Source organism: Halomonas sp. H10-9-1 (assembly GCF_040147005.1).
Taxonomy (GTDB): Bacteria; Pseudomonadota; Gammaproteobacteria; order Pseudomonadales; family Halomonadaceae; genus Halomonas.
The window spans coordinates 873,334-887,050 of record NZ_JAMSHO010000001.1; the positions used below are offsets into that span (position 1 = coordinate 873,334).

The 13,717-nt window shown below is 63.2% G+C and carries 17 protein-coding genes; 11 read left to right on the forward strand and 6 right to left on the reverse strand.

Annotation, left to right across the window (positions count from 1 at the left end; translation table 11 throughout):
- Positions 1-31: 31 nt before the first annotated feature.
- Positions 32-1,042 carry an Rpn family recombination-promoting nuclease/putative transposase gene (locus NFH66_RS03915; protein WP_349608570.1) on the forward strand — a complete coding sequence of 337 codons (1,011 nt, stop codon included), beginning with the start codon at positions 32-34 and terminating at the stop codon, positions 1,040-1,042.
- A gap of 238 nt (positions 1,043-1,280) precedes the next feature.
- Here NFH66_RS03915 and istB read toward each other — a convergent pair whose 3' ends face one another.
- From istB to NFH66_RS17715, 4 genes are all read right to left on the reverse strand, one after another.
- Complete coding sequence (istB, locus tag NFH66_RS03920; RefSeq protein WP_133483961.1) at positions 1,281-2,054, reverse strand: IS21-like element helper ATPase IstB; 774 nt, start codon at positions 2,052-2,054, stop codon at positions 1,281-1,283.
- Positions 2,047-3,570, reverse strand: a complete 1,524-nt coding sequence (gene istA / locus NFH66_RS03925) for an IS21 family transposase (RefSeq protein ID WP_349608571.1) — start codon at positions 3,568-3,570, stop codon at positions 2,047-2,049. The genes istB and istA overlap by 8 nt, the downstream gene beginning before the upstream one ends.
- Before the next feature lie 36 nt (positions 3,571-3,606).
- The gene (locus NFH66_RS03930; protein WP_349608572.1) at positions 3,607-3,735 is read right to left on the reverse strand and encodes a hypothetical protein; all 129 of its coding nucleotides are present in this window, start codon (positions 3,733-3,735) and stop codon (positions 3,607-3,609) included.
- A 199-nt stretch (positions 3,736-3,934) separates the two neighbouring features.
- Positions 3,935-4,120 carry a hypothetical protein gene (locus NFH66_RS17715; RefSeq protein WP_502878685.1) on the reverse strand — a complete coding sequence of 62 codons (186 nt, stop codon included), beginning with the start codon at positions 4,118-4,120 and terminating at the stop codon, positions 3,935-3,937.
- Between NFH66_RS17715 and NFH66_RS17720 the strand changes: the two genes are divergently transcribed.
- Entirely contained in the window at positions 4,094-4,171 is a 78-nt protein-coding gene (locus NFH66_RS17720; RefSeq protein ID WP_502878665.1) for a hypothetical protein, read from the forward strand. The two genes, NFH66_RS17715 and NFH66_RS17720, sit on opposite strands and share 27 nt — an antisense overlap.
- A gap of 192 nt (positions 4,172-4,363) precedes the next feature.
- Entirely contained in the window at positions 4,364-4,918 is a 555-nt protein-coding gene (locus NFH66_RS03940) for a UbiA prenyltransferase family protein (RefSeq protein ID WP_349608573.1), read from the forward strand.
- A 36-nt stretch (positions 4,919-4,954) separates the two neighbouring features.
- Here the strand turns inward: NFH66_RS03940 and NFH66_RS03945 are convergent.
- A protein-coding gene (locus tag NFH66_RS03945) for an IS3 family transposase (RefSeq protein ID WP_502878658.1) occupies positions 4,955-6,186 on the reverse strand; the annotation gives its coding sequence in 2 pieces (ribosomal slippage) (positions 4,955-5,919 and positions 5,919-6,186; 1,233 coding nt in all).
- 46 nt (positions 6,187-6,232) lie between these two features.
- On the opposite strand from NFH66_RS03945, the gene NFH66_RS03950 reads away from it, so the two are divergent.
- From NFH66_RS03950 to NFH66_RS03975, 6 genes are all read left to right on the forward strand, one after another.
- Positions 6,233-6,577, forward strand: coding sequence for a UbiA prenyltransferase family protein (locus NFH66_RS03950; RefSeq protein ID WP_349608575.1), 345 nt, complete (start codon positions 6,233-6,235; stop codon positions 6,575-6,577).
- Complete coding sequence (locus NFH66_RS03955; RefSeq protein WP_349608576.1) at positions 6,574-7,545, forward strand: lysylphosphatidylglycerol synthase transmembrane domain-containing protein; 972 nt, start codon at positions 6,574-6,576, stop codon at positions 7,543-7,545. Before NFH66_RS03950 ends, NFH66_RS03955 begins: the two co-directional genes overlap by 4 nt.
- A complete protein-coding gene (locus NFH66_RS03960) occupies positions 7,542-8,843 on the forward strand; it encodes an FAD-binding oxidoreductase (RefSeq protein WP_349608577.1) in 1,302 nt (433 codons plus the stop codon). Before NFH66_RS03955 ends, NFH66_RS03960 begins: the two co-directional genes overlap by 4 nt.
- A complete protein-coding gene (locus NFH66_RS03965) occupies positions 8,840-9,595 on the forward strand; it encodes an SDR family oxidoreductase (RefSeq protein WP_349608578.1) in 756 nt (251 codons plus the stop codon). Before NFH66_RS03960 ends, NFH66_RS03965 begins: the two co-directional genes overlap by 4 nt.
- A complete protein-coding gene (locus NFH66_RS03970) occupies positions 9,592-10,230 on the forward strand; it encodes an HAD-IB family hydrolase (RefSeq protein ID WP_349608579.1) in 639 nt (212 codons plus the stop codon). The genes NFH66_RS03965 and NFH66_RS03970 overlap by 4 nt, the downstream gene beginning before the upstream one ends.
- 84 nt (positions 10,231-10,314) lie before the next feature.
- Complete coding sequence (locus NFH66_RS03975; protein WP_349608580.1) at positions 10,315-10,962, forward strand: hypothetical protein; 648 nt, start codon at positions 10,315-10,317, stop codon at positions 10,960-10,962.
- Positions 10,963-11,177: 215 nt separating this feature from the next.
- Here the strand turns inward: NFH66_RS03975 and NFH66_RS03980 are convergent, their stop codons facing one another.
- Positions 11,178-12,539, reverse strand: coding sequence for an IS1380 family transposase (locus tag NFH66_RS03980; protein ID WP_349608581.1), 1,362 nt, complete (start codon positions 12,537-12,539; stop codon positions 11,178-11,180).
- Between the two features lie 238 nt (positions 12,540-12,777).
- Here NFH66_RS03980 and NFH66_RS03985 point away from each other — a divergent pair, with 238 nt between their 5' ends.
- Together NFH66_RS03985 and NFH66_RS03990 are read left to right on the forward strand one after the other, a co-directional pair.
- Positions 12,778-13,158 carry a hypothetical protein gene (locus NFH66_RS03985; RefSeq protein ID WP_349608582.1) on the forward strand — a complete coding sequence of 127 codons (381 nt, stop codon included), beginning with the start codon at positions 12,778-12,780 and terminating at the stop codon, positions 13,156-13,158.
- Positions 13,159-13,322: 164 nt separating this feature from the next.
- A complete protein-coding gene (locus tag NFH66_RS03990; protein ID WP_349608583.1) occupies positions 13,323-13,580 on the forward strand; it encodes a DUF4214 domain-containing protein in 258 nt (85 codons plus the stop codon).
- Positions 13,581-13,717: the final 137 nt, after the last annotated feature.

Genomic DNA, 13,717 nt, shown 5'->3' on the forward strand with positions numbered 1-13,717 from the left:
CCTCTCATCCAACGATGACGTGAGGCGGCACATGGTTACCCACCACCACGACACTGGCTACAAGGAGCTGTTCAGCTACCCGGAGTTCGTTCAGCAGCTGATCGAGGGTTTCGCGCCGCCTGAGATCGCCGGGCTGATGGACTTCTCGACGCTCAAGCAGCACAGCGGCCACTACATCACGCCGATGTTCGAGGAGAAGATTGAGGATGTAGTGTGGTCGGTGGAGGTGACCTGGGACGGCATCACCCAGCGGGTCTTCCTGTATCTGCTCCTGGAGTTCCAGTCCGCCGTCGATCGCACTATGCCGATCCGGTTGATGCACTACGTTGCCTGTTTCTACAGCGAGTTGCTCAAGCAGAAGGTCGTCACCCCCGGCGACGGCCTGCCGCCGGTGTTCCCGATCGTGCTCTACAACGGGTCACGGCCCTGGACGGCGCCACTGGATATCTACGCGATGGTGACCCCGGAACCGCCCGCGTTCCTGCAGGTCTATCAGCCGCACCTGCGCTACTACCTGATCGATGAAGGGCGCTACACTGATGCCGAACTGGGGCTGCGCCAGACGCCGCTAAGCGGCGTGTTCAGCGTCGAGAACGCCGGGGAGAGCTGGGAGGCTCTGCAGCGTGCCGTGGACCGGATCGTGGCGATCATCCAGGCTGACCCCAACAAGGAGCGCATCGACCGGATCATCACCCGCTGGCTCAAGCGGCATTTGTATCGACTGGGGGCCGGGATCAACCTGGACCAGCTCGACAGCCTCGTGGAGGATAAAGACATGTTGGCAGAGAATCTGGAAAATCTGGTGAAGAAAGAACGGCTGGAAGGGCGCCAGGAAGGGCGCCTGGAAGGGCGCCAGGAAGGGCGCCAGGAAGGGCGTCTGGAAGAAGCTCGCGAGGTTGTGCGGACTCAGCTTACCTTCAAGTTTGGTGAGGTGCCTGATTGGGTCGAGGCGAGACTCGTAAAAGCCGACCACGATCAGCTCAAAGGTTGGATGCGCGACGTGCTGTTCGCCAACAGCCTGGAAGAGATGTTCAAGCACTGACCCCCTGGCGGATCACGTCTCGACCCTTCCGCTCCACCCTTGGCGATCAGCTCGCCTTCCAGCAGGCGTTCCGCTGCCAGGAGCGCCAGCTTCATCACCTCCTGTCGCGTTTTGCCGTGGGCATGGGCCAGGCGGCGTAGGCGTGCCTGGCTGCCCACATCGAGGCTGACGTATGCGACGTCAACTACTTTGGCCGCTTGGCGACAATTAAAATGGCCGGTTGGGTGGGTAGTTGTCGTCAGTCCGACGACCCAGCTTTTCCTCCTTGTAATTGTCGTTGATAAGCACGCTTACGGTAGCTCTCCCCGCTCAGCTCCATCAGCGTGGCGTGGTGCACCAACCGGTCGATGGCGGCCACTGCCATCATGCTGTCGGGGAAGATACTGTCCCAGGCGCTGAACGGCTGGTTGGCGGTGATGATCAGGCTGGCCGACTCGTAGCGATGGGCGATCAGCTCGAACAGCACTGACGTCTCGGCCTCGCTGCGTTGGACGTAGCCGATATCGTCGATCACCAGCACGGCGTACTTGTCGAGCTTGATCAGGGCGTCGCTCAGGCGCAGTGCCTGCTTGGCAGCCTGGAGCTCCTGGACCAGGCTTGAGGCGGTGGCGTAGCGCACCCGGTAACCCTGGTCGACCAGCGTATGCCCGAGCCCGGCCGCCACGTGGCTCTTGCCGACGCCGGAGGGCCCAAACAGCAGCAGGTTGTGAGCCTGGTCGACCCACTGCGTGTCGCCGGCCAAGGCGCTCAGTTGCCGGCGCTGCTCGGCCGCGATGGCGTCGAACTCGAAGGACTCCAGCGTCTTGCCCACCGGCAGCCGGGCCTCCTTGAGGTGCCGGGCCAGCCGGCGTCGCTCACGCTCGGCCAGCTCGTGCTCGCATAGGGCGGCCAGTGTTTGTGGCAGGCTCCAGTTTTCGGCTCGGGCGCGGGTTTCCAGCTGGGGCCAGCAGGCGGCCATGGTGGGCAGGCGGAGCTGTCGCAGTAGCAGCGGCAGCGTCTGGGCATCAGGCATGGCAGCCCACCTCTGTGGTCGGCACGCTGGGCACCAGATGGTTGTAGCTGGCGATGTCATGCTGAGTCACCTGGGGGAAAACCAGCGTGGCGCTCGGCGTGGCGGCGAAGCGGGCCTGGAGCTCGGCCAGCGTCGGGCTCTTCCCGCGCGCCAGGGCGCCCAGCCAGTAACTGGCGATTGCTTCGGCCTGGTCCTGCTCGGCGGCCAACGCCAGAGCGCCAACGATGCGCTTGCAGGCCTCGGCGACCGGCAAGGCGGCGGTCAGCCGGGCGTACAGCTCGCGCCACTCCGCACTCGGCAACAGGTCGTCGCGGAACGTCAGCCCCGCCAGCGCCCGGGGCTTGCGGACCAGCCAGCCGATCACATGGCGGTAGTCGATGACCCGCAACCGGCCGCTTTCCGGCGTGGCATGCAGCCGCCTCAGCGTCAGCAACTCCTGCTGCGCGTGGTGCAGCACCAAGCGATCGTCGTAGAGGTGTACACGCAGCAGCTCGCCGATCAACCGGGACGGCACCGAGTAGAGCACCTTGCGCACCTGGATAGTGCTGGAGGTGGTGACGCGCACCGTCACCTCGCTGTAGTCGGTACCGGGCCGGCTGGGCAGTGGCTGCAGCGCGCCACGCTCGACGGTGATCCGGGCCGCGTTGCGGCGGTTGATCGCGGCGGCCACCTCATCGAGGAACGCCTGATAGTCATCGATGCTGGCGAAGTCCTGGGAGCCACGCAGCGCCAGGCGCTGCTGCAGGCGCCGCTTGAAGTGACCATGCGGCGACTCGATGCTGGCGTTTTCATGGCCGCGCCCTGGGTTATTACGGGTGGCCGTCATGCCGTAGTGAGCGCACAGGGCAGCATAACGCTCGGTGAGGTCGGCTTCCGCCTCCCGGCCGAGGTTGCGGAAGGCCGCCGACAAGCTGTCGGTGCGGTGCTCCGCGGGGACACCGCCAAGCCGCTCCAGCGCACGGGTCAGGCCTTCAGCCAGCGCGGGGTAGCTCTCGCCACCGAGCACCACCCGGACATAACACCAGCCGCTGTAGGCCAGGCGGAAGTGGTAGAGCCGGTGATCAAGCAGCTCCCCTGCCACGGTAATGACAATCCCCTTGAGCTCGGTGAAGTCGGAGAGGCCGCGCAGCCCGGGGCCATGGGTTTGCGGGAACATTACCTCTTTCTCCGGGCCGTGCGCGGCTCGCCAGCCCTTGACCCGGCGCTGCAGGGTTCGCAGCAGGCTGTCCGGGTACTGGCCGGGGTGCTGCTCCTGCAACCACTCCAGCAGGGTCAGTGCCTGCAAGCCCGGGGCGGCGGCCAGCTGGGGGACGAGCGTGGTCTCCCACACATCGGCGAAGGGGTCGGGCCGGGTTCGCCAGTGCCGTGATGCCGGCGGCTCGGAGGACTCGGCCCGGCGTTCGAGGCGGCGAGCGGTTCTGACGGAGAGGCCGGCCTTGGCGGCGGCGACCTCCTGGGTCTGGCCTTGTTGACGTTGCGACATATAGAGCGTGACCTGTTGGCTGGTGACCGCCATACCGGCTCCCTGGTGGGTCGGGACAAGCGGTCAAGCTTAGGGCAACCGGTCACAGTAGTTGTCGTCGGCCGGCCAGAGTAATTGTCGCTCTATACTGACGGTCACTTCCTTGAATCCCTGCGCCTGGCGGCGCTGGCGATAGCGTTGCTGGTGGCTGGCGGCCATGGTGTTGCCTCACGACGTGATGGGTTGACCTGAGTTTCGCGTCACGACGTGAGACTGCCCGTCGCTCATTATTGAGCGATGCCTGGGGTGATAAGCCTCGGCAGCTACTCGCCAACCACCGCCCGTCGACCCGGGAGGGGATACCTGATGACGTGGCCACTATCCCCTGATATACCGCCAGCGTCTCGTCCTCAGGCGGTCAACACCGGTGGCGCCACATTGCTCCCAGCAGGGTGCCGACATGGTTGCTGGCCTCGAGCAGCTTGGCCTCCGACAGGTGGGCATAGCGCTCGGTGGTGGTGACCTGGCGGTGGCCCAGCAACTTCTGCACCTCATAGCGGTAATCAACCGCTGGATCCTGTACTACTACGAAGAACGGCCACATCAGTCGTTGGGCTATGTGGCACCCCGAGCATACCTTTCATTAGCGGCGTAGGGTGTTCAGAAACTAGGGGGCACTACCCATGCCGCTCAACGTCCCCTGGATCGGGGAGCGCCACGGTAGCCTTGCCACCTGCTGTTGCATCTGCCCATGCATCTGAATCAGACTTCGACATGGCTGACGCTCCCTCGTGTCTCGGCTTGGCGAAAGGGGCAATCAGCTCCTCCCTGCAAGGATGTTCATTTCATGCTTCCGGCGTTGGCACTGGCCCGTCCCCACCAGTATCTGAAAAACGGCTTCGTGCTTCTGGGGCCGCTGTTCGCCCACCAATGGGATCTCGTCACGCTCAGCCAGGCGCTGCTGGCCTTCTTGGCTTTCTGCTGCATGGCCAGTGCGGTCTATGTGCTCAACGACATCATGGACATCGAGGCGGACCGGGCGCACCCCGTGAAGTGTCGTCGCCCGTTGCCCAGCGGGGCCATCTCGCTGGGCACCGCCAAGCGTCTGCTGGCCGGCCTGGTGGTGGGATCGGTGGCTCTATCGCTGCTGGTCAGTGGCTGGGTCACGCTGTTCGTGGCGAGCTACTTCGTCATCAATATCTTCTACTCCTGGCACCTCAAGCACGTGGTGATCCTGGACGTGTTCCTGATCTCCTCCGGCTTCATGCTGCGCATCCTGGCCGGCACAGTGGGCCTGGGCATCGCACCGTCCGCCTGGCTACTGCTGTGTGGCCTGATGGTCACGCTGTTCCTGGGCTTCGCCAAGCGCCGCGCCGAGCTGCTGATGCTGGAGGCCACCTAAAGTGGACCCCATCGTCAAGACAGAAAACGAACGGGTTTAAGTTATCGTCTCAGCCATGGTTGCAGCTGCACAGCGCTGCCCTGTGTTTTGGTTCTGTGCGGCATCCTTCTGACGACCGAAGTGGTCAGGAATGGAAGCGCCGCCCCCGAGGCCCGACTGATAAACGTCGTCCGGGGTCTGGTTCTCCAGCGACTGGTGAGGGCGCTGGACGTTGTAGAACGCGAAGTAGTCGGATAGACCGAGGGTCAGCTCGCCGAGGCTCGCATAGCCCTTCAGGTACACGTCTTCATACTTGACCGTCCGCCATAGCCGCTCGACGAAGATGTTGTCGAACGCCCGGCCACGGCCGTCCATGCTGATGGTGACGCCCGCGTCCTTGAGCACTCCCGTGAAGGCCTGGCTCGTGAATTGAGAGCCCTGGTCGCTGTTGAAGATCTCCGGCGCGCCATGCAGCCGCAGAGCGCTTTCCAGAGCATCGACGCAGAAGCCGGCGTCCATGGTATTGCTCAGCCGCCAGCTCAACACCTTGCGGCTGTACCAGTCGATGATCGCCACCAGATACACGAAGCCATGTGCCAGCCGAATGTATGTGACATCGGTGCTCCACACCTGATTCGGGCGTGTGACCGATACGCCGCGTAGCAGGTACGGATAGACCTTGTGGTCTGGGTGCGATTGGCTGGTCATAGGGCCTGGCGCCATGCCTGCCAGCCCCATGTGGCGCATTAGACGCTGAACACGCTTGCGGTTGACCCGAAAGCCACGCCGCCCCAGCTCCACCACCATCCGACGGCTGCCATAGAACGGCCAGCGCGTGTAGATCTCATCGAGCGCGTGGCATAGCTCGATATTCAGATCCGCTGGCACCTTCGGCTGTCGCTGAGCATAAACCGTTGATCTGGCGACGTCTGCCAACGCGCACTGTCGAGCCAGGGGCACCTGGTCGGTCGCATCGATCCAGCTGCGGCGGATCATGGCAGGTTGATCCCGGACTTTTTTTTCAGCCAGTCGAGCTCCATCTTCAGGCGGCCGATCTCCCCGTAGAGCTTCTCGTCGGTCTGATATTCAGGCTTGGGCTTGGGACCCCGCTTCTTGTCGAACAAGGTGGCCGAGTCAGCCAGCAGCGCCTTCTTCCACTGGCCGACCTGGACAGGGTGGACCCCGAATTCCTGCGCGATTTCGTTGGCCGTCTTCAAGCCACGGACCGCCTCCAAGGCGACCTTGGCCTTCAGCTCCGGCGAGTGGGTGTTACGTTTCTGCTTCGACATCTCTGGTCCCTTCGAAATCGGCCTCGGCATATCTTAAACCAGTGTCTTGTTTTCAGGGTCCACTATAACCGTCGGGGCCAACAACGGCCTCACGCGGCGCGTGCTGGACGACTACAGCCCCGAGATGCTGGAGCAGTTCATCGCGGTGACCGCCGCCTGCACGATCATCTCTTATGGCCTTTACACGGTCTCCCCGAAAACCGTGGCCATCCACGGCAGTGACGACCTGATCGTGACGCTGCCCTTCGTGGTCTACGGCATCTTCCGCTACCTGTTCCTGCTGCACCGGCGCGCCAAAGGCAATGACACCGCCAAGGACCTGGTGCAGGACCGCCACCTGCTGGTGACGGTGGCCGCCTGGGTGGGCACCACCCTGTGGGTGCTCACATGACCTCGGCGGTGAACCACCTGGAGGGGTGGCGTCTGCGCGCGCTGATCCTCTCCATCGTGGTGGCGACTGCCGGCTACCTGGCGTTTTCCCTGTGGGGTGGCTGGGAGGAGGTGGTCGCCGCCTTCGTCCAGATCGGCCTGCTGGGCACGCTGATCGCCCTGAGCCTGTCCCTGGTGAACTATGGCCTGCGCTTCGGGCGCTGGCAGCTCTACCTGTCGCAGCTGGGCCATCGCGTGCCCTGGTCACCGAGCCTGCGCATCTACTTGAGTGGCTTTGCCCTGACCACCACCCCCGGCAAGGCGGGCGAGGCCTTCCGCGGCGTGCTCCTCAAGCAGCGTGGCGTACCGTTCCCGGCGACCTTCGCCGCCTTCATCAGCGAGCGGCTCTCCGATCTCGTCGCCATCGTGCTGCTCACCCTGGTGGGGCTGGCCCAGTACCCCCAGGCGCGGGGTATTGTGCTCGCCGGGGTGCTGGGCATCGGGGTGGTGCTGGCCTGCCTGTCGAGCCAGACGCTGCTAGACCGGCTGCACCGCTGGGCCTCGGCCCGCCAGGGCAAGCTGATGGCCCTGGTCGCCCATGCCAGCGAGATGCTGGGCGGCGCGCGGCGCTGTCACCGTCCGGGCCTGCTGGGCGTGGCCACCGTGATCAGCGTGGTCGCCTGGGGCGCCGAGGCACTGGCCTTCTACTGGATGCTGGGCTGGCTGGGCGCCGACATCTCGTTGTCATTCGCCATCTTCGTCTACGCGCTGTCGATGCTGGCCGGCGCGCTGAGCTTCCTGCCGGGCGGCCTGGGCGGCGCCGAGGCGGTGATGGTCTCGCTGCTGGTCCTCAAGGGCATGACGATGCCCGCCGCCATCGCGGCGACGGTGTTCATTCGCCTGGCCACGCTGTGGTTTGCCGTGGTGATTGGCCTGGTGGCCCTGATCCGTAGCCGTCACGGGGAAGTCCCGGCGGAGGAGGCTGCATGAGCGCCCCGCGTTCCTGGAACCGCCTGCCACGTGTGGCCCCCGACGCGGTACATGCGCTGACCCAGCGCACGGCGGGCGTGCCGGGCCACCTGCCCAGGCCGCTGCTGGCCCACGGCAACGGGCGCAGCTACGGCGATGTCTGCCTGACCGAACAGGGCACCCTGCTGCTGACTCGCGGGCTCGACCGCTTCATCGAGTTCGACCCGCAGCGCGGCGTCGTGCGCTGTGAGGCGGGCGTGACCCTGGCCGAGGTTCTCGCCCTGGTGGTGCCGCGAGGCTGGTTCCTGCCCAGCACGCCGGGCACGCGCCTGGCCACCGTGGGCGGCGCCGTCGCCAACGACGTGCATGGCAAGAACCACCATGCCGTGGGCAGCTTCGGCCACCATGTGCGTGCCCTGGAACTGTGGCGCAGCGATGGCAGCGTCATCGAGTGCCGACCGGAGGATGACAATGGCTGGTTCTCGGCCACCGTCGGCGGGCTGGGCCTGACCGGGCTGATTCGCTGGGTCGAGCTTCAGCTGATGCCCATCCAGAATCCCTGGATGTGGGTCGAGTCGCAGCGCTTCGCCAACCTGGAGGAGTTCTGGACGCTCAATCGCCGCGCCGAGGCCCGTTGGCCCTACACCGTGGCCTGGATCGACTGTCTGGCCAAGGGCAAGGCCCAGGGCCGGGGCATCCTGCTGGCCGGCCAGCATGCGGCGGCACAGGCCGACCTGCCGACCTTCAAGGAGGGCGGCAAGCGGATTCCCGTCGATCCACCGTTCTCGCTGGTCAATGGCCTGAGCCTGCGCGCCTTCAATACCCTCTACTACCGACAGCCGGTGCGGCCCCAGGGGGCGCTGACTCACTATGTGCCGTACTTCTACCCGCTGGATGCCATTCAGGACTGGAACCGCATCTACGGGCGGCGGGGCTTCTACCAGTATCAGTGCGTGATCCCGCCCCGCGAGGCCGAGGCCGCCACGGCGGCGCTGCTCGACACCATCGCCAGGCGCGGCGAGGGCTCGTTTCTCGCCGTGCTCAAGACCTTCGGGCGCAAGCCGTCGTTGGGCATGCTGTCGTTCCCGCGCCCCGGTACCACCCTGGCCCTGGACTTCCCCAACCGGGGTGACAAGACCCGGCGCCTGTTCGAGGCGCTGGATGCCATCGTGCGTGAAGCCGGTGGCACCCTCTACCCCGGCAAGGACGCCCGCATGCCGGCGAACCTCTTCCAGTCCGGCTTCCCCCAGTGGGAAGCCTTCAGCGAGTACGTCGACCCCGGCTTCTCTTCCCGATTCTGGCAGCGTGTGACCTCATGAACTCCCTAAAGCGTGTGATCCTCTTCGGGGCGACCTCCGCCATTGCCGAGCAGACCGCCCGGCAACTGGTCGCCCAGGGCGCCTCCCTCTACTGCGTGGGGCGCAATCGCGACAAGCTGATGGCCCTGATCGACGACCTCAAGGTACGGGCCAGCAGCCAACAGCGCATCGATGGCTGCGTGGCCGACCTGACCGACAGCGCCCAGCATGCCCACCTCATCGATGCCGCCGAGCACCTGCTGGGCGGCATCGATGGCGTGCTGATCGCCCACGGCACCCTGCCGGACCAGCAGGCCTGCCAGGCGGATACCACCCTGACCCGCCAGGAAATCGAGACCAACGCCCTGAGCGTGATTAACCTGCTCACCCTGCTCGCCAACCGCCTTGAGCAGCAGCAGCGCGGCGTGATCGCCGTGATCAGCTCGGTGGCCGGTGACCGGGGGCGGCAGAGCAACTACGTCTACGGCGCCGCCAAGGGCATGCTCTCCATCTTCCTGCAAGGCTTGCGCAACCGGCTGGCCAAGGCCAACGTCGATGTGGTGACTATCAAGCCCGGTTTCGTGGATACCCCCATGACCGCCGCGTTCGACAAGGGCGGACCGCTATGGGCCAAGCCCGAGCAGATCGCCAAGGGCATCATCACGGCCATGCAGAAGGGCAAGGGCGAGGTATACCTGCCGTGGTTCTGGTGGGGGATCATGCTGATCATCAAGCATATCCCCGAGGCCATCTTCAAACGGATGTCGCTATGAGCCACAACGACACTCCCAACGCCCGCCCCGTGGCGTTTTTCGACTTCGACGGCACCCTGACGACCGGCGATACGCTGATGCCGTTTCTCAAGTTCGTCGTCGGCACGCCGACCTACTACGCCAAGCTCGCCCTGGTCAGCCCGGTGCTGGCGGCCTACTTCGCCAAGCTGCTGCGTAACGACATCGCCAAACAGATCGTGCTCAAGCAGTACCTGGCCGGTTATCACATCGATGATCTCTTCGAGCGGGGCCAGCGCTTCAGCGACGAGGTGATCCCCGCCATGCTGCGCCCAGAGGGCATGGAGCGACTCAGATGGCACCAGCAACAAGGGCATGCCTGCGTGTTGATCAGTGCCTCACTCGATCTCTATCTTTCGCCGTGGGCCCGCCGATACGGTTTCGATGCGCTGTTTTCCAGCCAGCTTGCGACACGGCGTGATGGGCGAGCCAGTGGCGCCCTGCAGGGAGCCAACTGCCATGGCGCTACCAAAAGGGTAAAACTCATGCAGTATCTGGCCGGCAGGAATGCCCAGTGCACCTTCGGCTATGGCGATAGTACAGGCGATGACGCCATGCTGGGCGCCACGGACAACGGGTATCGGTGGAATGGCAAGCGCTTTGCTGCTGTTTCTTAAAGCAAACAGTAGCAAACCGCATCGGTAGGGTTGTTGTTCCATCGTGTTCGAGGTACCGGTTAGCGTTGGAGGGGGAAGAGGGCTTTGGTTTATCACACGTTCGAGCGTCTGCCGGGGCAAGGGCTGCCGGCAAGAGTCGTTCATAGCCTGGCAGCGCTCGCCGTGATGCTGCTGTCCGGCGGGGTGGCCATCTATGCCTTGCATGGCGCCGCCATACTGGCCGGGCTGGGACATGGCCCATTAGATGCAGGTCACTGGCCGTCCTGGTGGGTTGTCGTAACACTCTGCGCGCTGTGGGTGATCGCCCTGCAAGCCTACTGTTTTGATGGCCGCGTTTGGGCACCGTTTGTCGCCTTAGGCATAGGCATCCTGACGGTGCTGATCAATACCCTGGGCGGTGGTGTGTCCTTGGTCTCCTATGGGGACGCGGGGTATCTGCCCATGGTGATAGCGGAGGGGGAGAGGTTTTCACGCTGGCTATTGGGTACCGCTGTGCTGTCGGATGCCTATCCCGCCGCCCATGCGCTGCTGGGCGTCAGCGCAGCGCAATGGGTCGAAGTGCTCGGTGGCCTGGTAATGGCCGCTTTCACGGTCGCAATCATGGTCACCAGTCGTGGGCGGCTGGCCTACCTGTTTCCCTTGATGACACCGATGTGGATGGTATTTTCATCAGGGTACGACGAGTATTATCCCTTTATTGCGGGTGTGTATGTCTATTTCCTGAATCCGTGAAGCCGGCGCCGACACTTCCCCTATCACCGTTAGCGAGCATTTTTTTACCTCCGGCCCCGTCTCAACCGCCGAACGCATGCCGCTGATAGTCGACCATGGTGGCGTCGGCCGGCGCCGACGGCCCGTCTTGACATGCATTTCTACCCGCCGGGCATGGTGAGGCTGGCTGCCGGTGACGGTCAGCCCTTTATCAGGTGGCATTATCCGACAGGCGATCAGCATGGCGTGCCTCGCGGATAGCGCATCCGCCTTCGCAGGGTGTTCAATACCGTCATACGCCCGATGTCTTGCCCAAAGTCGAGGACGATCTGGCGTGCCTTGTGGATCACGAGCGCTGCACGATGCACCAGTTCTTGTAGCACGGTCCGGATCCGGCGCCGCTTGGCGGGATGACGAACCGGGCTCAGCTCGCCAGTCATGCCCAGTTGTCCCATCAGCCGCAGGATGTTGTAGGCCAGCTGAGCGAGGCGCAGGATCAGATCGTTGGTGGCGAACTTGCCCGACGGTAGCCGCTCCAGATCGAGATCCGTCTTGATCTCGCTGTGGAATTGCTCGTGAGTGGCATGCGCCTGATAGCGCTTGATCACCGCCTCCGGCGCCTCGTCCAGGCTGGTCCACCAGCCTTCCAGCTCATAGGCCGGTTCGAGCAGCAACTGGCCATCGCGATCGGCGGTGCGCTCCACCAGGCGCATCACCCGCTTGACGACATATTCGACCTTGGTGTCGTCGTGGACCGAGACGGTCTGCGTCCACAGCGCCTGGCGTTTGCCTGGGCGCAGTTCTTGCCAGTAGTCCGCCGCTACGGCCCGCCAGGTATCCTGATCGGCCGTGGCCGAGCCGCGCGGGTTCCATTTGACGACATAGTCGAGCCGGCGCCCCTCATCGGCAAAGGCGTGGCGCTGCTGTTCGAGAAGCGCCAGGTGCGCCTGGCTGTCGAAGCCGCTGTCCTCGCGCAGCAGGATCGGTTGCTCGGTCAGACCCTGGGCGCGAGGCAGTACTCGCTCCAGGAAGGCATTGCTCTCCTTCATGGTGTGCTGCTTGCCGGGTCGCAGCTCCAGGCCCAGACACCACCCTTCGTTGCCCAGATAAGCGGCGATCGGGGTGTAGCCATCGATCTTCTGGTAGGTCCGCGAGACACCTTCCTTCTTAGAGTTGCTGTTGTCCATGACGAAGGTGTCGATGTCCAGACAGACGTGCGTCGTCTCAGCGGTGATCGGTGCCTCGACCAGTGACAGTAGGGTCGTGGACCAGGTGGCGGTGCGCGCCTGAAGGTCGTTGGCGGCCAGTTTCTCCAGCCGCTGTCGCAACGTTGCCGTGCTCGGCACCTTCTGCAGGGTCAGCAGTTGCTGGAAGGGCTTGTCGCGGCGGAAGTTCTCGATAGCGTCATAGTCGCTCATGCCCAGACACAGCAGGCCCAGGTAGCTCTTGACCACATCGCTGGTACGCATGCCCAGCGTGGTGGGGAAGCGTCCGTCGATGCTGTCGACGCCGGCAATCTCGAAGCACTGCCCGATGATCGACAGCCCGGCATGGCTGGTGAGGGTGCGGCGACTGGCGCGGAATTTGACGTTGGGCATGGCACTGTCTGGGTGAATGGCGATATTCGCTATATTGCCATGCAGGTCAGTGGGTTAGAAGCATTCCAGGGGCCGGTCTCACGGATTCAGGTATGTATCAGCACTTTACCTTGATTTGAATCTTGGTGAAGTCAATACAGCCTATGCTCCCTACCAGGGGGTGTCAGCCTCTGACTACTCGCCCTTTTTTAGTGTCTCCTATGCGTTATCTCTTCAGCATGGCCGGGAGTTGCTCTATATGCTACTGGCTGGTGCTGGTGTCGTGATCCCACTTCTGCTGCTGGTTGGTTTGTCACTTTTTGCCGTAAAGAGAAGGTGTTTTAAGTTCACACTCAAGCCAAGTCTGCCTCGCGCGCTATTTATCGCCTTCTTGCTATGGCAGATTTACTATTTTGTTTTCATGATTCCCAAGTTGGGTCCGTTCGTTGATATTGATCTTTTTTTCAGCGTTTATTTTGCACTAGCGCTGCTCGCCGGTGCGATATGTGATAAATGGATCTCTCAGGCGTCAGCCAGAGTTGCACAGCTGGCATACTATTACCTAGTGGCTGCCTGTCTAGGAGCAGGCCTAGGAAGTGGCTATCTGATCCTGGTAATAGGGATGTTGCCGAAGGGGTAACGAAAAAATGTAGCATGGCCCACTTCGTTGCCTGGACTCAGGTATGTCTAGCCAACCGTGGTTAAGAGAAATTTGTTCGCACCCTTGCGAATTTTTTCATCTCAGGTACTCTGCGAAGTAGGCACCTGTGGCGTGTTGCCGGTTGCCGCACAATCCGAGACCACATGCAGTTCTTCATGCCTTCAACTGCATCTCTGCAAACTGTACAGACGTTATACATTGCCTACTATGGTCGACCTGCAGATCCGAAAGGTCTGCAATTCTGGGCTGATCAGCTTGACCAAGCCGATGGTGACTTGACGGCTATCCTTGAAGATTTCGGCAACTCGTCTGAATTCATCGACGCGTTTGGTGAACTTGATCCTGATTCCGTGAAGCCAGCGCCGACACTTCCCCCATCACCGCCAGCGAGCATTTTTTGACCGCCGATTCCGTCTCAACCGCTGAACGCATCCCGGGGAGGACCAACCATGGCGACGCTGACCGACGAGAGCAGCCCATTTTGACAGGCATTTCTACCCGCCGGACACGGTGATACTGGCTGCCGGTGACCGTCAGC